The organism is Pedobacter sp. W3I1 (assembly GCF_030816015.1).
Lineage (GTDB): Bacteria > Bacteroidota > Bacteroidia > Sphingobacteriales > Sphingobacteriaceae > Pedobacter.
In genome coordinates this window covers 5,172,598-5,189,744 of record NZ_JAUSXN010000001.1, presented here as the reverse complement: position 1 = coordinate 5,189,744, position 17,147 = coordinate 5,172,598, and the positions used below count along the sequence as shown (strand labels likewise).

Below are 17,147 nucleotides of genomic sequence, written 5' to 3'. Positions count from 1 at the left end.
TTTTTATTTACTCACTACTTTATTGAATGTTTTAGTGTTTAAAATGACTGCGTTGCAAATATAACTCAAAAATATGTTAAGGAATTGTTAAATATTGTCAAATTATAGTACGATATAAGCAAAGCGTAGTATTATTCTTAAATTAAATGGTGTTTACTAGTTTTTTATGATGTTTTTAATGTTTTTTTTGAGCAAAAATTAAAATTTAGGGTCTAAAACTGTTGCTTAAATTTTTTAAGGACTAAAATATAATAGTATTTCATAGGTGAAAACTATATTTAAAATAAAAAGGCAACATTAATTGAATAATGTTGCCTTTAATATGATTTAAAAAAGTGCTAAGTGCTCTTTTTTTATTACAAACTTGCGTAATATTCTACAAATTTAGCTAATGCAGAAGAATATCCCCATTCGTTATCGTACCAAGATACCACTTTAACGAAGTTATCATTTAATGAGATACCAGCTTTAGCATCAAAAATCGAAGCGTGGTCATCACCGATAAAGTCAGAAGAAACAACTTCATCTTCAGTATAAGCCAATACGCCTTTTAATTCGCCTTCAGAAGCTGCTTTCATAGCTGCTTTAATTTGCTCGTAAGTAGCCGGTTTTTCTAAACGTACCGTTAAATCTACAACTGAAACATCAGCAACAGGAACGCGGAAAGACATACCGGTTAGTTTACCTTTTAATTCAGGTAAAACCATACCAACTGCTTTAGCAGCACCAGTAGAAGAAGGGATGATGTTAGAGAAACCACCACGGCCACCTCTCCAGTCTTTAGCAGAAGGACCATCAACTGTTTTTTGAGTTGCTGTTACTGCGTGGATTGTGCTCATTAAACCTTCAACAATACCGAAATTATCGTTTAAAACTTTAGCAATTGGTGCTAAACAGTTTGTAGTACAAGATGCATTAGAAACAATAGTTTGATCTGCAGTTAATTTATGGTGGTTAACGCCCATTACATAAGTAGGGATATCGCCATCTTTAGCCGGAGCAGAGAAAACTACTTTTTTAGCACCAGCAGCGATGTGTTTTTCAGCATCAGCACGGGTTAAGAATAAACCTGTAGATTCGATTACTACTTCAACACCTACAGCATCCCATTTTAAATCAGCTGGATTTCTTTCTGCAGTTACGCGGATTGTTTTGCCATTAACAACTAAATTACCATCAACAACTTCAATAGTACCATCAAATTTGCCATGTGTAGTATCATATTTTAACATGTATGCCATATAATCTGGCTCGATCAAATCGTTAATCGCTACAATATCTAATCCTCTTTTTAATGCGGCTCTGAAAACCAGTCGGCCAATACGGCCAAAGCCGTTTATTCCAATTTTGCTCATTGTTCTGTTAATTAATGTAATGTTTTAATAAATTTTGTATTGGTTCTTTAATAATGCTTTTAATTTTTATGTCGTATCTGCCGGCCACTAGTCTTAATCGGTCTTCGAGTTCGGCACCTACTTTACCTACAATATATATATCCTGGTCGTTGTATTTTTCTGCAATAGGCAAAACATAAGTTTTGATATAGATTTCAAAGCCCTCATCAATCAGCTTACGGATATAGTCGTGTTTGCTGTTTTGGGTAAAGAAATCGAAAAATGAGGTTAAAAATATATTGGCCTGTGGCTTATTGTATATACGTTCTAATATTTGAGGGCGGTCTAGATTGTAGGTTAAGGTAAACTTGGTTTCAATGTCTTTAGGCATTTTTAGGCTTAAAAATTCTTTGAGGAGTATTTTTCCAAAGTAATTCGAAGAACCTTCATCGCCTAAGATATAACCTAATCCAAAGTTATTACTTATTGGCTTTTTTCCGTCGAAGTAGGCGCAATGTGCACCACTTCCAAGCATGCCAACAATACCAGGTTGATCATAACAGGCTGCTTTAGCGGCGCCGAATAAATCATCTTCTACTACAATTTTACTGTATTTGAAAAATGACGCCAGGGTTTTGGCTAATTCCTCTTTTCTATCTGCTGATGATGCCCCGGCTGCAAAAAAATAAATTTTCTTTATGTTTTCTGCATTGTTAACTAAAGCAACTTTTTTATTTAAAATATGTAAAATCGTTTTGGGATCAACAAAGCAAGGGTTTAGGCCTGTAGTATTACAGTGTGCTATTACCTGACCATTTTGTGTTATTTTCCAAAATGCTGTTTTCGATCCGCTATAAACAACTGCTACCATATTATATTGAAAGTACTTCTGTCATTTCCATTAAATCAGGCTCGAGTTTAAAAGAATGAGCTGTTAAAGCCTCTCTTATGCTGGTTAATTTTATTTCGTTTCCTTTTAAACCTACCATTTGCTCTGTTTCGCCTGCAATTAACGCATTTACTGCGGCAAAACCTAAACGACTGCCCAGAATTCTGTCGAAACTGCTTGGGCTACCGCCGCGTTGAAGGTGGCCAAGTATGGTTACTTTGGTGTCGTAATGATCGAAAGTTTCTTTTACCTTTTTAGCAATATCGTAAGCGCCGCCTTGTTTATGGCCTTCAGCCACAATAACGATACTTGATGATTTTTTTGTAGCTGCGCCTAGGGCCAGTTTTTCAATCAATTCGTTAACGCTGGTTTCCTTTTCAGGTAACAAAACAGCTTCCGCACCGCTTGCAATCGAACTTCTTAGTGCAATACACCCAGAATCGCGCCCCATTACCTCTATGAAGAATAAACGGTCGTGCGCATCGGCAGTATCCCTGATTTTATCAATCGCTTCAATTACGGTGTTAATAGCAGTATCGTAACCTAAAGTAAAGTCAGATCCAACTAAATCATTATCAATAGTACCCGGTATACCGATTACCTTAACACCAAAAGTTTCCGAAAAGCGTTTGGCGCCGGTAAATGTTCCGTCACCGCCGATTACCACTAGTCCATCAATACCGTTTTTCTTTAAGTTATTGTAGGCAATCTGTTGACCTTCATCTGTTTTAAACTCTAAACAGCGCGCAGTTTTTAATATGGTACCACCCAAGTGTAAAATATTACTTACAGAACGGGCGTCCATTGGTTTTATGTTGTCGGTAATTAACCCTTGGTAACCTTGCATTACACCAAACATATTAATGCCATGGTAAATTCCGGTACGAACAACAGCTCTAATTGCAGCATTCATTCCGGGGGCATCGCCTCCAGAAGTAAGTACAGCTATATTTTTTATATTTGGCTCCATCTTTATAACACGAATATAGTGTGTATTTTTTACACTAAGTAATTTATTTTATTTTTTTTACTTAATATTGAAAGTCATACCTTTATCTGCTTAAAATAACTAAATTTTACTTTGGAACAAATTTTACCTCATTTAGATTCTGTATTCTCGATAGATTGCGTTTTGTTTGGATTTGATGGTAAGGAATTAAAAATCCTGCTCATTGAAAGGAATGAAGAACCATTTAAAGATTGGTGGGCATTGCCCGGTAATATTGTTGGGCCTGATGAAAGTTTAGATCAATCAGCCTCCCGGATTTTGTATGAACTTACCGGTTTGCGCGGTATCTATATGGAGCAATATTATGCTTTTGGCGATCCGCACAGGCACCCGCAGGGTAGGGTAATTACTTTGGCTTATTATGCTTTGATCCGTTTGGGCGGAGATAAAGAGCTTAGGCCAATCAGTACCTATGCCAAGCGGGCCAACTGGTTGCCGATTACCGATCTGCCTAAACTGGCGTTCGATCACCAGAAAATTTACGATAAAGGATTAGAAAAAATAAAGCGCCGGATCAAACACCAGCCAATTGCCTTCGAACTCTTGCCTGAGAAATTTACTTTAACGCAATTACAGCATGTTTATGAACTGGTGCTGGGCAAAAAACTCGATAAAAGGAACTTTAGAAAGAAGATTGTGAGTTTTGGTGTGCTGAAAGAGCTTGATGAAAAACAAAAAGGTGTTTCTTACCGCGCGGCTACTTTGTACCGTTTTGATAAACGTAAGTATGCGAAACTTTTTGGTAAAGAGATTTCGTTCTAGCGGAAAGCGTTTGGCGCTAAGCGGAAAGACTAAAGACTAAAGCTGAAAGACCAAAGCGGCATAGTCTGTTATAAATAGAAAAATCCCGGTTTGAATTTCAAGCCGGGATTTTTTATGCTTATATTATATTTATGTGAATCTGGACTAATGACTCCAGACTTAGGACTGAAGACTCAAAACTGAAAACTCCCAACTCCAAACTAAGCCTTAGGGGCTAACTCCAGGTGGTAATGTACCAAATCATCTATAGGTGAGCGGATAATTTTGCCCACGCCCATTTCGTAACGGTCAGCCACGATACTTAAAATATCACGGAAACTATAACCTACTGAACCTACACAGTTTAATTTGTGGTCTTTGTAGTTAGGATAGTGGATGACCAAAGCTTCGAAAAATGCAGTAAAAGCATAATCAATGGTAGCAAAGGCATAATCCTCGTAGTTATCTTTAAAATCGTATAAGAACTTACTAAAGCTTGCGCAGAAACGGTTTGGCAATGGCTTATTGTAAATGTTATCGAAAATATCTTCGTTGGTTAAAGCATAATTATCGTAAAAAGCCTCACGTAAGCCTTTCGGCATGTAACCTTTCATGTAATCGCTTAAAATACGTTTACCGATGTACGAACCGCTACCTTCATCACCCAGAAAATAACCTAATGAATCGATGTTCATGGTAATTTCAGATCCATCGTAAAGGCATGAATTTGTACCTGTGCCTAAAATAGCGGCAAATCCTGGCTCGTTTCCAAGGAGTGCTCTAGATGAAGCAAGTAAATCATGGCCTACAAAAATGGTTGCATTGGTAAAGATCTGTTGCATGGCATCAGCCACAATCTTAACATTTGCAGGTGTAGAACAGCCGGCACCGTAGTAATAAACTGCTGTTAATTTCTCTCTTTCCAAGTGGTCTGGAAGAGTTTCATTCAAAGACTTTACAATGTACTCTCCTTTTGAAAAATATGGATTGTAACCTTCGGTGTTAAAGTAAATTTTTCTGCCGGCCTCGTTAATCAAACACCAATTTGTTTTGGTAGATCCGCCGTCTGCAATTACTATCATTTTATTTATTTTTGGTTTTAGCACGATAAAAGTATAAAAAGTCTTATATTTTGTATCCTTTTTTTTAATAATTTTTTAACAATTTGTTATTGTCGAAAACTAAGTGTGTAAAAAATACACTATATAGGGCGTTTAATCGCCGAAAAACCTTAAAATTATACCAGAAAGGGCATTGGTCTTTTTTTTAAACATCAACAATATTTTACAAGCAGATAGCGAAATGAACAACAGATTTTTAGATTTCAGGAGTGATACGGTAACCAAACCAACTGCCGGAATGTTGGATGCCATGATGAATGCAAAAGTGGGCGACGACGTTTTTGGTGAAGACGAAACGGTGCATGCATTGGAAACAAAACTGGCTTCGACCTTTAACATGGAAGCCGGATTATTTTGCCCATCAGGAACGATGACCAACCAGATTGCCATCAAGTGTTTTACCCAGCCTATGGACGAGGTGATCTGCGATCAGACTGCACATGTTTACCGCTACGAAATTGGCGGAATTGCCTATCACTCTGGGGCATCGGTAAGGTTGTTGCATGGCGAACGTGGGATTTTGACCCCAGATCTCATAGAGCCCGAAATCAACGAGGATAATATCCACTATCCCAACTCCAGTTTGGTTGTTTTAGAAAATACAGTAAATAAAGGTGGAGGAAGCTGTTATACCTTATCGCAGATTGCGCCTATTCATCATCTCTGTAACATAAAAGGATTAAAGCTGCACTTAGACGGTGCGCGTATTTTTAATGCACTTGTAGCCACAGGCGATGAGGCAGGCGAATACGGTAAATATTTTGATGGCATTTCAGTTTGTTTATCTAAGGGGCTCGGTGCACCAGTAGGTTCGGTATTATTAGGGAGCAAACAAATGATCCATAAAGCCCGGAAGATCAGAAAGGCTTTTGGTGGAGGCATGCGCCAGGCAGGTTTTTTAGCTGCGGCCGGTATTTATGCGCTCGATCATCACGTAACACGCTTAAAAGACGATCATGCCCATGCGCAGGCATTAGCCAATGCACTGGCCAGCGCAAAATATGTAAAATCGGTAATGCCAGTAGAAACCAATATTGTTATTTTTGAAGTGGAAAAAGGTTCAGCAGAGAAAATTGTAAATCAATTGAAGGAAAAAGGTCTGCATTGCAATACCACCAGTGCCAGCACCATTCGTTTGGTAACACACCTGGATCTAAGTGCCGAAATGATCGATCAGGCAATTGAAATAATATTACATTTGTAGGTATAGTCGGGAGTCTGAAGTCAGTAGTCCGAAGTCAATAGTTCATGGTCAATAGTCAGATAGTTCATTTACAATCTGCATATATATTAAAGTCTAGCCAAAATGCCTGAAAACTCCAAGCCCCTAACGCCAATATCCAAACTCTTAATCGCTAACCGTGGTGAAATTGCTTTGCGCATTATGCGCTCGGCGAAAGAAATGGGAATTAAAACAGTTGCAGTTTTTTCTGAAGCCGACCGTAATGCACTGCATGTACGTTATGCCGATGAAGCGGTTTGTATTGGGCCAGCTCCATCTAATCAAAGTTACCTGGTGGGCGAGAAGATTATCGAAGCCTGTAAATTAACTGGTGCGGAGGCGATCCATCCAGGTTATGGATTTTTATCTGAAAATGCCGGTTTTGCACAAAAAGTTGCTGATGCCGGGTTGATTTTAGTCGGTCCTTCTCCCCAGGCGATGGAAACGATGGGCAATAAACTCTCGGCAAAGGCAGCAGCACTAAAATATAACATCCCAATGGTACCTGGAACCGAAGAAGCCATTCAGGATGTAAATGAGGCCAAACAGCGTGCTATCGAAGTTGGTTTCCCCATATTGATCAAAGCAGCTGCAGGCGGCGGGGGCAAAGGGATGCGTATTGTGGAGCGGGCTGAAGATTTTGAAGAACAAATGCAGCTTGCGGTAAGTGAGGCTACCTCGGCTTTTGGTGATGGGGCTGTTTTTATCGAACGTTATGTTACCTCGCCAAGGCACATCGAAATACAGGTTTTGGGTGATAGCCATGGCAACATCGTTCATCTTTTTGAACGTGAATGTTCTGTACAGCGGCGTCATCAGAAAGTGATAGAAGAAGCACCTTCGTCGGTTTTAACTGAAGAAATCAGGCAACGGATGGGCAAGTGCGCAGTAGACGTAGCGCGTTCCGTAAATTATACCGGAGCGGGTACGGTAGAGTTTATTTTAGATGAGAACCTCGATTTCTTTTTCCTGGAAATGAATACCCGATTGCAGGTAGAGCATCCCGTAACCGAATTAATTACCGGTATAGATCTGGTAAAAGAACAGCTAAAAATTGCCGCTGGCGAAAAGTTAAGTTTTAATCAGGAGGATTTAAAAATCAATGGACACGCCATAGAGCTTCGCGTTTATGCTGAAGATCCGGCCAATAATTTTTTGCCTGATATTGGTACATTGCAAACTTATCATACGCCCAAAGGCAACGGGGTTAGGGTTGATGATGGCTTTGAGCAAGGCATGGAGATCCCGATTTATTACGACCCGATGATTGCGAAACTCATTACTTATGGTAAAGATAGGGAAGAGGCTATTGAGCGGATGGTGAGGGCTATTGAAGAATATGATATTACGGGGATAGAAACTACTTTGGGTTTTGGTAAATTTGTCATGCAGCATGAGGCTTTTAAAACGGGTAATTTCGACACGCATTTCGTAGGCAAATATTTTAAACCCGAAAGTTTAAAGGTGCAAGATGAAACAGAAGCCCTGATTGCTGCGGTAATTGCTGCAAAGCTGTTCGAGAAGAAGGATGTGAAATTGGGTGATGCGGTAGTTAAAAATACTTCGGATTGGAGAAAAAATAGATTGAAGTACTAGAGAATAGTTTTAGCGCGATCGTCATTCCCAACTTGATTGGGAATCCTAATGCCTCGGTAGGTTTATATGGCATTATGATTCCCGCCTGCGCGGGAATGACGGGTTGATAGTAAAAAATGATAAAAACAAAATGTTCACAGGAATTATAGAAACACTTGGCGAAGTTACTGCCATCAAAAACGATCATACCAACATCCACTTTACCATCTCTTCTGCAATTAGCCACGAGCTGAAAATAGATCAGAGCGTGGCTCATAATGGGGTATGCCTAACAGTGGTGGCCTTAAATGATACAACACATACTGTTACCGCTATAGATGAAACGCTAAATAAAACCAATCTCGATGGTTTAAAAGTAGGCAGCAAGGTTAACCTCGAGCGCTGTATGCAGATGAACGCCCGTTTGGATGGTCACATTGTGCAGGGCCACGTAGACCAGACAGCTGTTTGTGTAAAACGTGAAGCACTGGACGGTAGCTGGGAGTACCGCTTTAAATACGATGCTTCTGCAGGAAATGTAACCGTAGAAAAAGGATCTGCCTGTGTAAATGGCATCAGCTTAACCGTTGTAAATTCTGAGATTGATGAGTTTTCGGTATTTATTATCCCTTATACTTTCGAACATACCAATTTACAGGAAGTTGAAGTTGGCGATACCGTAAATTTAGAGTTCGATATCATCGGCAAATATGTTGCCCGATTAATGAACCGATAACCATTGTTTTTTTAGCATGCGTTTGTTGTTGTAAGTATTTGAAAAGTAGTAGTTTGCTGAATTATTGGCGTTAGGTTAACGCTTAACATTTCATAACAGTGCAGGATGGTTAGTAAAATAATATTGCTGATTATCGTATAGTTAAGACTAAAAAATTAACGCTAACCAATATGAACAAGAATTTCCGTACCTCAGGCGCAATAGCTACTCTTGCCTTATTCTTTTTATTTACAACAAATGTTTTAGCACAGAAAATTTCGGTAAAAGATCTTACTGTGGAGCATTTGGTAAATCCTTTTAGTATTGATAATCCAAAACCCAGATTTAGCTGGAAAATCATTTCTGATATCAAAAATACCAGGCAGAGCAATTATGAAATCAGATTGGGTACAACAGCAAATAGTGATAAAGTTTTATGGAAAGCAAGCGTAAACAACGATCAATCGGTACTGATTGCATATGATGGCCCTCAACTATCGTCGAAGACTAAATATTACTGGCAGGTTAGGGTAAAAGACAACCACGGAAATGCATCTGCATGGTCGCCCGTTCAGTTTTTTCAAACAGGTTTAAAACCTGAGGATTGGACTGCAAAATGGATCGCGGTAGAAGGAAAGGATACTTCGTTAGCCAGTCCGTTATTCAGAAAGGAAATTAACCTGAAAAAAGAAGTAAGGTCTGCAATGGCTTATATTACTGCTAAGGGTTTATATGAGGCCAATATTAATGGCGGGCGCGTTAGCGATACTTATTTTGCACCAGGCTGGACAAGTTATAAAAATCATATTCAATATCAGGTTTACAATGTTAAGCAATCATTAAAGAAGGGGGCTAATGTAATTGGTGTTTCACTAGGCGATGGCTGGTACAAAGGCCGCATTGGGTTTAGTAATCAAAAACAATTTTATGGCGATACCAGGGCCCTATTGTTGCAACTGGAAGTAGAATACACCGATGGAACGAAAGAAACCATCATCACTGATAATAGCTGGAAAACAACTTATGGACCGATACTCGCCTCCAATATTTACGATGGAGAAACCTACGATGCCCGATTAGAACTTAGTGGCTGGAACAACATTGGCTTTAAAGAAAACACGAGCTGGAAACCTGTACAGGAACTCGCGAAGGGCCCGGAAAAGCTTGTTGGGATGAGCGGACCGCAGGTAAGCAAACACGAAACGTTTAAAGCCTTAAAAATATTTAAAACCCCAAAAGGCGAAACAGTTGTCGATTTTGGGCAGAATTTAGTAGGCTGGATAATGTTAAAAGCCAAAGGTGCAGCCGGCACCAAAATTACCATCAGCCATGCTGAAGTATTAACCAAAGAAGGAAATTTTTATACCACAAACCTTCGGTCGGCCAAACAACAGAACAATTATATTTTAAAAGGTGAAACTGAACAGGTATTCGAGCCACATTTTTCTTTTCAGGGGTTTAGGTATGTAAAAATAGATGGATATCCTGGTGAACTGAAACTGGAAAACCTCACTGCTGTAGCTGTTTATTCGGATATGAAAACCAGTGGGAAATTCAGTACCTCAAATCCGTTGCTCAATCAATTGCAGCACAATATTAGTTGGGGACAGAAGGGAAATTTTGTTGATGTACCCACAGATTGTCCACAAAGAGATGAACGTTTAGGCTGGACGGGTGATGCTCAGGCATTTGCCACCACAGCAGCATATAATATGGATGTGTCGGGCTTTTTTACCAAATGGCTAAAAGATGTTTCTGCAGATCAGCTTCCTAACGGGAGTGTTCCTTTTGTAGTACCAAATGTGCTGAACCAAAATGATGCAGGTTCTGCCGGCTGGGCTGATGTGGCCACCATTATTCCCTGGGATATGTATGTATCATACGGAGACAAAGGCATATTGGAAACGCAGTATGGTAGCATGAAAAAGTGGGTCGATTATATTTCATCCGTAGCAAAAAATAACCTTTGGAACACGGGCTTCCACTTTGGCGATTGGTTGTTCTATCGTCCTAATGATGATAACGATGGCCGTGCCGCAGTAACGGATAAATATATGATCGCCCAAACATTTTACGCACATTCTACACAGTTGTTGATAAATGCTGCAAAAGTATTGGGTAAAACAGACGATGTAACGAGGTACAGTGCACTATTGGAGCAGATTAAAGCGGCTTACATCAAAGAAAATATGACGCCTAGTGGAAAATTGATCTCTAACACCCAAACGGCCTATGTATTAGCCTTACAGTTTGATATGCTGCCAGAAAACCTACGTGCACAGGCTGCACAAAGATTGGTAGATAATGTAAAAGATTATGGAAACCACCTGACTACAGGTTTTTTGGGCACACCATACCTTTGTCATGTATTGAGCCGTTTTGGGCACGAAGATGTAGCTTACGATCTGTTGTTGCAGGAAAGTTATCCTTCATGGTTATATCCTGTTAAAATGGGGGCTACTACTATTTGGGAGCGTTGGGATGGCATTAAACAGGATGGCTCTTTTCAAACGGCTGATATGAATTCTTTTAACCATTATGCTTATGGAGCCATTGGCGATTGGATGTATAAAAATATTGCCGGTATTAATCCAGTATCAGCGCAACCAGGTTACAAAACCATTTTAATTGCACCAAGACCGGGTGGAAAATTAACCAATGCATCGGCAGAACTAGAAACGGTGTATGGTACGGTTAAATCATCGTGGACAATTGTAGATGGCATTTTTAAACTGGATGTAACTGTTCCAGCCAATGCAACCGCAACTGTAGTATTGCCAAAAACCGATAAAAAAGAAGAAATAGGATCAGGTAGCTATCATTTTGAATCTAAATATTAATCGCTTATAATTGCAGCATTGCTAAAAGAACACGATCGTCATTTCGAGCGGAGTGCAACGAAGCCGAGAAATCTACCTCGATAGATCTCTCCGTTTCGCGTTGCTCCAGTCGGGATGACGATTCTTTTATTGGATTTTGTGAATAGGACCAGCTTAATGTATGGTAGGCGTTTCGACAGGCTCAACGTGACAGATTGATTATGATAAAGTCTCTATTAGATGTGGTAAAAATAAATGTACAGTAAAGAAGAAGCAGCCCGCCTGCGCCAACAGTTTTGGATCAGTTTCGGGCAATATATGAAACCCATCCCTTCAGCAAGTGGCTCAACCGTAAACTGGACGAACTACAAAACCGGCGTGAAGAATATCTTCTTTAAAATGGATGTGGATAATAAAAAAGCTTTTATCAGCATACAGCTGTCGCATCCCGATTCCGAGATCAGGCATCTCATCTTTGAACAGTTTGAAGAATTTAAACTCTTGTTCACCAATACCCTAAACGAGGAGTGGGACTGGATTAAAGATGCAACTGATGACTTCGGCAAAGCAGTGTCACAGATTTCAATCACTATTGATGGTGTAAGCATATTTAACCAGCAACACTGGCCAGCGTTAATCTCCTTTTTTAAACCCAGGATTATTGCCCTCGACGATTTTTGGGATAATGTAAAACCCGTTTTCGAAGATCTGGTTTAATCTGCCAGGTTTAGCTGTGCGATCCTGTCTTTAGAAAATTTAATCTCTTCCTTATCATCCATCACACTGGGCCTGCTTTTTAAATAAAGATTATAATATTTAAGTGCATTTTTACCCTGTTTTAAGCGTGTATCGTAAAATACGGCCAGGCGGTAATACAAGGTAGGAGTGGCTTTAAACTGCAGGCCTTTTTTGTAAGCGGCGCTTGCCAATGTGAGCTGGTTATTTTCTTCATAAACCAGTCCCAACAACGAATAATAGCTTGAAGTATTGGGTGAAATGGCCTCCTCTATGGTTTTCTTAGTATAAACAGCCGCCTGCGGATAATCTTTTAAAGCCCGGTAACTGAGAGATGTGTAATATAATGTGGCCTCATTCTCCATCGCGGCTACCTCCAATAGTTTAAAAAGAGCTATCGCTTTTTGATACTTCTTGGTATAATAATAGGCTTTTGCCACATCTTTTATTACCCCTGCATCGGCACCATCTTTCAATAATTTCTCGCCTGAAGCAATCACTTCACCGTACTTTTTAAGTTGGTTGGCAATGGGAAGTTTCGCCCTTTGCAGCACCAGGTTATCACTGTCTCCCTTAATCGCAATATCAAGTACGTTATAAGCTTTTTCGTATTGCTGATAAGCAGAATGGATCTCAGCGAGATCGGTAGCAACATCGCCTTCCAACGGATTGATCACGTTAGCCTTTAAGAGGTGGATAAGTTTGAGCGAATCATCTTTTGGAGAACTGTACAAATTGGCTAACAGTTTGTACACATTAAAATTATTGCTGTCTATTTTTACAATTTCGCCGTAATACAGTTTGGCTTTTTCGGTATTACCTCTTTTGGTATTAATACTACCGAGACTGAAAAGAATAGGCAGGTTCTGTGGCTGCAGGGTATACGCTTTGCTGTAAAATTTTTCGGCTTCTACATTATTGCCAGCCATTAAAAAACAATAACCAATCTGGCTGAGGGTTTTAAAATCGTTCACTTCTTCTCCATAAATACCTTTGAGGTATTGACCAGCATCTGCATAACGCTGGGTCTGATAGAAATCGAAAAGCTTCTCCTTATCAACAGCAGTTGCACTTTGTGCATAAACTGCTAAACTTAAGCCAAATAAGACCAATAGTGTAAAAAGATTTTTCATTTGTATAAAATTGTTTTTTAATGGCAATGAAGCTATCATGATTTATTTGCTACATTTTTAATGACTTGAAAATCATGATGGTTTCATAAGGGATAATTATTTAACTAATTTATTAGTTGTTTTTGGTAATTCCAAATCTGTTTTGTTAAAAGATGTGCGGATTAAAAACAAAATGAGGGTTGAGGGGTTTATACAGAATAGTTAAACTAAAAAATAAGAACCTATGAATACTTTAAAGAAGTTTGAATTAATGGAGAAGATTGTGCGTGAATTGGAAGACTTGCAAAACTCTCAACAGGCACTTATTCAGAAAATTGGTAAAATTGAAGTAGATAATATTGAATTAGGCGATAGCCGCCTGGAAAAAGATTTACCAGACATTCATCAAAATTTAGCTGATAACTTAGATACTATTTCGGGAATTTTAGATTACTTTGCAGGTAAAACACAAAACTTTGGTGATAAAAACAATGTTGATGCTTTAAAAGAACAGGAAGCCATTAACAATGCCACCAGCTAAAATTAATCGCATATGAAATTTTTATCTTTAACCGTTGCCTTTTTGCTTGTTGGCTTATTTGCCAGCGCACAGGTATTGCCATCTTTCCAGCTGGGCATTAAAGCTGGTGCAAATTTTTCGAAATTTGATAGTGAAAACACTTTTAACAGTAACAACCGCACAGGTTTTTACGGTGGCCTTTGGGCAAGAGTAGGTGCAGCAGGCGTTTACTTCCAACCTGAACTTTATGTATCAGGAAAAAAAGCAGATTTGGTAAGCGATGCAACGGGTGAGGTAAATAAAGTACGTTTTACTAGTTTGGATGTACCTTTGTTAATTGGTACCAAAATTGGTGCAGTTGGTATCGGGGTTCGTTTAAATACCGGACCAATGTTTTCGTTAATATTAGATGAAAACCAGAGTTTTGGGCAGGCAGCAGGAAACGTTTTTAAAGCCGATTTTAAAAAACCAGGCTTTGGCCTGGCAGTTTGGGGCAGGTTTAGATTTGAAAAAATTAAGCTTTGATGCGCGTTACGAACTTGGCTTATCAAAAATTAATAAAGCAGGGTATCCTGGTACTAAGCTGAATTTATTTACAGTTGGCTTGGGTTATCGGATTTTTTAATACGGTAGTATTATACCCTTGATAAGTTACAATAGAACGATCGTCATCTCGACTGAAGTGTAGCGAAATGGAGAGATCTATTAAAGATTTCTCGACTGCGTTGCACTCCGCTCGAAATGACGATTTTTTTGTGCTGTGGGTGTTCCCATCTGACAGTAATTTAATCCTCTTTTTCTGGTTCAATCTCCGTCATTTCATAAGCAAACGACCCATTTTTAGGTACAATAGGTGTGGCCCTACCAATGCTGAGTGCTTTAATAAACGATGCCCCAAAATAAAATATCAATGAGGAGTAAAATACAAAAAGCATAATTACGATGATTGATCCTGCTGATCCGTAAATGTTGCTGATGTTGCTCAAGGGCAATAGAATTCTTAAAATGTACTTTCCTGCGGTAAAAAGGCATCCGGTTAACAATCCTCCAGAAATAGCGGCCCGCCAGGTAGGGCGCCCGTTTGTTAAGTACCTAAAGAGTATGGTGAACCATGTAGTTACAATTACAACAAATACCAATTGGTTAATCACCGAAGTTAAAATTAAGCTAAAAGATGGTGATCCGGATTTCAAATAGGCACCAATATAGGCCTGCACGCTATCGGCCAATAAACCTATAAAAAACAATATCCCTACTAAAAGTATAATGGTAATCGATATGGCCCTTGATTTAAGTGTATCGATAATCCCTTTTTTATCTTTCTGACCAATATTCCAGATCTGCTCTAAGGAGTTTTTGATTACATTGAATAATGTAGTGGCTACAAAAAGAAAAAATATAAAACTAAACAAAGTAACATACCAGGCCTGATCGATACCGCGGATGTTCTTCAGTGTAGTTCTAATCTGTACAATACTTTCATTGTCGAGAATACTAGCCAAACGTTCGAATAGGTGTGTAGCCAATAGCCTTCTGTTGGTAAACATGCCGAAAAGCCTGATGAGGATAATTAATATTGGGGGTAAGGCGAAATTGGTAAAAAACGCAGTAGCACCGGCCAGGCGTAAGGGATCATTCTGCTGAAATAAATTAAATGCTTTTCTTATGGTTGAGAAAAAAAACTTTAGATCTTCTGTTATCGATGGCATCACTCCTGCGTTAAACTCAAAAGGCCGAAAATAGTAAAAATACTTTATTCAGCCTTTTTTATGCATGTAAAGATTCTAGTTTGTTTTGTTGAAAACCAGCAAGGTTTTATCGCCATTCAGCAGATATAGCTTATTATCAGTTATTTTGGCGCTATTAACCTGGTTAAGGGCATGTAAGTATGCACGTTCGGCAGCATCAGTTTCCTGACAGAACATTTTTGTACCAAAAACATTTTTAACGGTTATTTTATTGGCTGCAATTTCGCCCTGGCCGCCATAGTTGTTACAGAATGATTTTCCGCTGATCTTCAAACTATCAGCGAAGTTGAGGGTTGCTTTTGCAGCGGTGGGTAAAGTTAAGCCGGGCAGTTCGGTCAACTCCCATTTGGTATTGGTAAAGCTTGCCGGATCTAATTTTTCTTTACAAGAACTTAATAGTAAAATTAGCATTCCGCAAAAGATGAGGTGTTTCATAAGGTAAGGTTTAAATGATTTCCTTTTTAATATCAAAAACTAAACCATAAAAGATAAAATTGCCTTTTGATTAAAGCTAAACTGATTTTTCTATTTTCATCCAATGGTGTTTTATGCCATGGTAATCGAAAATAGAGATCCGTTTTAAACCTGCTTTTTCCAAAACACGGATAGACACCAGGTTATCGATATCTGCTATACCTATAATTTCATTCAGATTTAGTTCATTAAAACCATAATCTCGTGCAGCCACTGCCGTTTCTGTAGCATAACCCTTTCCCCCAGAAACGTTTGCTGAACCGATAACCCAAATCATAATAATTGCTATGGTTATTATTGGTTTCTTTAATCAATTTTAAACCTGACCAGCCTGCAAATTCACCAGTTGACTTCTCTATTACCGCCCATCTGCCAATCCCGTTCTCTATATACTGCTTTCTTATAAATTCTATATCGGCTATGCTTTGTGTAATGGATTTTACGGGCTTATTGCCCAGGTAAAGGTGTACTTCAGGATCGCCATCCATTTCAAACATACCTTCGGCATCAGCAGGTGTTAGCTCGCGCAAAATTAAGCGTTCGGTTTCAGCAAAAATCTTCATTTGTATTATATTCTTGATCTAAATTATGATAATTTAAGGGCCTAGCGGAAGCTTTCTTCGTAAACCGGTCCGTATAAGCCCGGTACCTTATTTCCTGTAGCGCGTAGATACACGATCATTTCGCCGCGATGGTGGTAAATATGATTCATTAAGAAGCCTCGTACCACCTGGATCCTGGGCATTGGCCCGAGAAGGATTTTACCTCCTGCGGTCATTTTCCAGTCTTCGAACATGCTTTCGTCAGTTGCCGATTCAATACTTTCCTTTGCCCGGTTAAAAGCACGCTCAAATTTGCCAAGGAGATTCCCGATTTCACTAATATCAACTTCGTCGCGCTTATAAGTATCCAAACTAAACTCATTGCCCTGAAAGGTTCCCGGGTACCAATCATAAATTTCGGCAATGTGCGATGCCAACTGCGCAGTGGTCCACGAGTGGGTTGCAGGTATAAAATCCAGCGCACTATTGGGTATTGCTTTTAAAAGTTTGCGGGTGTTTTCTGCCTCTTGAAGAAATTCGCCCAAAAGAGATTTAACCAACATGATTTATTTTTTCTAATTAGCCAAACAA

Annotated in this window: 16 protein-coding genes and 1 pseudogene; 8 read left to right on the top strand and 9 right to left on the bottom strand. The window is 39.1% G+C overall.

Going from position 1 to position 17,147, the window contains the following annotated elements:
* Positions 1-356 precede the first annotated feature (356 nt).
* From gap to pfkA, 3 genes are read right to left on the bottom strand one after another with little or no spacing between them, the layout of a single operon-like run.
* Entirely contained in the window at positions 357-1,355 is a 999-nt protein-coding gene (gene gap, locus QF042_RS21290; protein WP_121282344.1) for a type I glyceraldehyde-3-phosphate dehydrogenase, read from the bottom strand.
* 7 nt (positions 1,356-1,362) lie between these two features.
* The gene (locus QF042_RS21285) at positions 1,363-2,205 is read right to left on the bottom strand and encodes a hypothetical protein (protein WP_307532108.1); all 843 of its coding nucleotides are present in this window, start codon (positions 2,203-2,205) and stop codon (positions 1,363-1,365) included.
* 1 nt (position 2,206) lies between these two features.
* Positions 2,207-3,193: a 6-phosphofructokinase gene (pfkA, locus tag QF042_RS21280; protein ID WP_307532107.1), complete on the bottom strand. Its 987-nt coding sequence runs from the start codon at positions 3,191-3,193 to the stop codon at positions 2,207-2,209.
* Between the two features lie 111 nt (positions 3,194-3,304).
* Between pfkA and QF042_RS21275 the strand changes: the two genes are divergently transcribed.
* Positions 3,305-3,994: an NUDIX domain-containing protein gene (locus QF042_RS21275; protein ID WP_051692040.1), complete on the top strand. Its 690-nt coding sequence runs from the start codon at positions 3,305-3,307 to the stop codon at positions 3,992-3,994.
* A gap of 200 nt (positions 3,995-4,194) precedes the next feature.
* Here the strand turns inward: QF042_RS21275 and QF042_RS21270 are convergent, their stop codons facing one another.
* On the bottom strand, positions 4,195-5,055 hold the full coding sequence (locus tag QF042_RS21270; RefSeq protein WP_055915110.1) for a hypothetical protein: 861 nt from the start codon (positions 5,053-5,055) through the stop codon (positions 4,195-4,197).
* A gap of 220 nt (positions 5,056-5,275) precedes the next feature.
* Here QF042_RS21270 and QF042_RS21265 point away from each other — a divergent pair, with 220 nt between their 5' ends.
* The 5 genes from QF042_RS21265 to QF042_RS21245 all read left to right on the top strand — a co-directional run bounded on the left by QF042_RS21265 (position 5,276) and on the right by QF042_RS21245 (position 12,142).
* Positions 5,276-6,298, top strand: a complete 1,023-nt coding sequence (locus tag QF042_RS21265; protein ID WP_307532106.1) for a low specificity L-threonine aldolase — start codon at positions 5,276-5,278, stop codon at positions 6,296-6,298.
* A gap of 102 nt (positions 6,299-6,400) precedes the next feature.
* Complete coding sequence (gene accC / locus QF042_RS21260) at positions 6,401-7,912, top strand: acetyl-CoA carboxylase biotin carboxylase subunit (RefSeq protein ID WP_307532105.1); 1,512 nt, start codon at positions 6,401-6,403, stop codon at positions 7,910-7,912.
* Positions 7,913-8,042: 130 nt separating this feature from the next.
* A complete protein-coding gene (locus tag QF042_RS21255; protein ID WP_307532104.1) occupies positions 8,043-8,627 on the top strand; it encodes a riboflavin synthase in 585 nt (194 codons plus the stop codon).
* A gap of 170 nt (positions 8,628-8,797) precedes the next feature.
* A complete protein-coding gene (locus QF042_RS21250) occupies positions 8,798-11,446 on the top strand; it encodes a glycoside hydrolase family 78 protein (RefSeq protein ID WP_307532103.1) in 2,649 nt (882 codons plus the stop codon).
* A 234-nt stretch (positions 11,447-11,680) separates the two neighbouring features.
* Positions 11,681-12,142, top strand: coding sequence for a DUF4268 domain-containing protein (locus QF042_RS21245; RefSeq protein ID WP_307532102.1), 462 nt, complete (start codon positions 11,681-11,683; stop codon positions 12,140-12,142).
* Here the strand turns inward: QF042_RS21245 and QF042_RS21240 are convergent.
* The gene (locus QF042_RS21240) at positions 12,139-13,293 is read right to left on the bottom strand and encodes a lipopolysaccharide assembly protein LapB (protein WP_307532101.1); all 1,155 of its coding nucleotides are present in this window, start codon (positions 13,291-13,293) and stop codon (positions 12,139-12,141) included. The two genes, QF042_RS21245 and QF042_RS21240, sit on opposite strands and share 4 nt — an antisense overlap.
* A 223-nt stretch (positions 13,294-13,516) precedes the next feature.
* Here QF042_RS21240 and QF042_RS21235 point away from each other — a divergent pair, with 223 nt between their 5' ends.
* Both QF042_RS21235 and QF042_RS21230 read left to right on the top strand, forming a co-directional pair.
* The gene (locus QF042_RS21235; protein WP_121282359.1) at positions 13,517-13,813 is read left to right on the top strand and encodes a hypothetical protein; all 297 of its coding nucleotides are present in this window, start codon (positions 13,517-13,519) and stop codon (positions 13,811-13,813) included.
* Between the two features lie 12 nt (positions 13,814-13,825).
* Complete coding sequence (locus QF042_RS21230; RefSeq protein WP_307532100.1) at positions 13,826-14,317, top strand: outer membrane beta-barrel protein; 492 nt, start codon at positions 13,826-13,828, stop codon at positions 14,315-14,317.
* A gap of 260 nt (positions 14,318-14,577) precedes the next feature.
* Here the strand turns inward: QF042_RS21230 and QF042_RS21225 are convergent, their stop codons facing one another.
* From QF042_RS21225 to QF042_RS21210, 4 genes and pseudogenes are all read right to left on the bottom strand, one after another.
* Positions 14,578-15,501: a YihY/virulence factor BrkB family protein gene (locus QF042_RS21225; RefSeq protein WP_307532099.1), complete on the bottom strand. Its 924-nt coding sequence runs from the start codon at positions 15,499-15,501 to the stop codon at positions 14,578-14,580.
* A 75-nt stretch (positions 15,502-15,576) separates the two neighbouring features.
* The gene (locus QF042_RS21220; protein ID WP_307532098.1) at positions 15,577-15,975 is read right to left on the bottom strand and encodes an META domain-containing protein; all 399 of its coding nucleotides are present in this window, start codon (positions 15,973-15,975) and stop codon (positions 15,577-15,579) included.
* 76 nt (positions 15,976-16,051) lie between these two features.
* Positions 16,052-16,502: pseudogene (locus QF042_RS21215) on the bottom strand (GNAT family N-acetyltransferase).
* A 116-nt stretch (positions 16,503-16,618) separates the two neighbouring features.
* Positions 16,619-17,119 carry a DinB family protein gene (locus QF042_RS21210; RefSeq protein ID WP_307532097.1) on the bottom strand — a complete coding sequence of 167 codons (501 nt, stop codon included), beginning with the start codon at positions 17,117-17,119 and terminating at the stop codon, positions 16,619-16,621.
* Positions 17,120-17,147 lie beyond the last annotated feature (28 nt).

Excerpts from the sequence above, each read along its gene's own strand:
- gap (WP_121282344.1), bottom strand. The coding sequence starts at position 1,355 with ATGAGCAAAATTGGAATAAACGGCTTTGGCCGTATTGGCCGACTGGTT.
- QF042_RS21285 (WP_307532108.1), bottom strand. The coding sequence starts at position 2,205 with ATGGTAGCAGTTGTTTATAGCGGATCGAAAACAGCATTTTGGAAAATA.
- pfkA (WP_307532107.1), bottom strand. The coding sequence starts at position 3,193 with ATGGAGCCAAATATAAAAAATATAGCTGTACTTACTTCTGGAGGCGAT.
- QF042_RS21270 (WP_055915110.1), bottom strand. The coding sequence starts at position 5,055 with ATGATAGTAATTGCAGACGGCGGATCTACCAAAACAAATTGGTGTTTG.
- QF042_RS21265 (WP_307532106.1), top strand. The coding sequence starts at position 5,276 with ATGAACAACAGATTTTTAGATTTCAGGAGTGATACGGTAACCAAACCA.
- accC (WP_307532105.1), top strand. The coding sequence starts at position 6,401 with ATGCCTGAAAACTCCAAGCCCCTAACGCCAATATCCAAACTCTTAATC.
- QF042_RS21255 (WP_307532104.1), top strand. The coding sequence starts at position 8,043 with ATGTTCACAGGAATTATAGAAACACTTGGCGAAGTTACTGCCATCAAA.
- QF042_RS21250 (WP_307532103.1), top strand. The coding sequence starts at position 8,798 with ATGAACAAGAATTTCCGTACCTCAGGCGCAATAGCTACTCTTGCCTTA.
- QF042_RS21245 (WP_307532102.1), top strand. The coding sequence starts at position 11,681 with ATGTACAGTAAAGAAGAAGCAGCCCGCCTGCGCCAACAGTTTTGGATC.
- QF042_RS21240 (WP_307532101.1), bottom strand. The coding sequence starts at position 13,293 with ATGAAAAATCTTTTTACACTATTGGTCTTATTTGGCTTAAGTTTAGCA.
- QF042_RS21235 (WP_121282359.1), top strand. The coding sequence starts at position 13,517 with ATGAATACTTTAAAGAAGTTTGAATTAATGGAGAAGATTGTGCGTGAA.
- QF042_RS21230 (WP_307532100.1), top strand. The coding sequence starts at position 13,826 with ATGAAATTTTTATCTTTAACCGTTGCCTTTTTGCTTGTTGGCTTATTT.
- QF042_RS21225 (WP_307532099.1), bottom strand. The coding sequence starts at position 15,501 with ATGCCATCGATAACAGAAGATCTAAAGTTTTTTTTCTCAACCATAAGA.
- QF042_RS21220 (WP_307532098.1), bottom strand. The coding sequence starts at position 15,975 with ATGAAACACCTCATCTTTTGCGGAATGCTAATTTTACTATTAAGTTCT.
- QF042_RS21210 (WP_307532097.1), bottom strand. The coding sequence starts at position 17,119 with ATGTTGGTTAAATCTCTTTTGGGCGAATTTCTTCAAGAGGCAGAAAAC.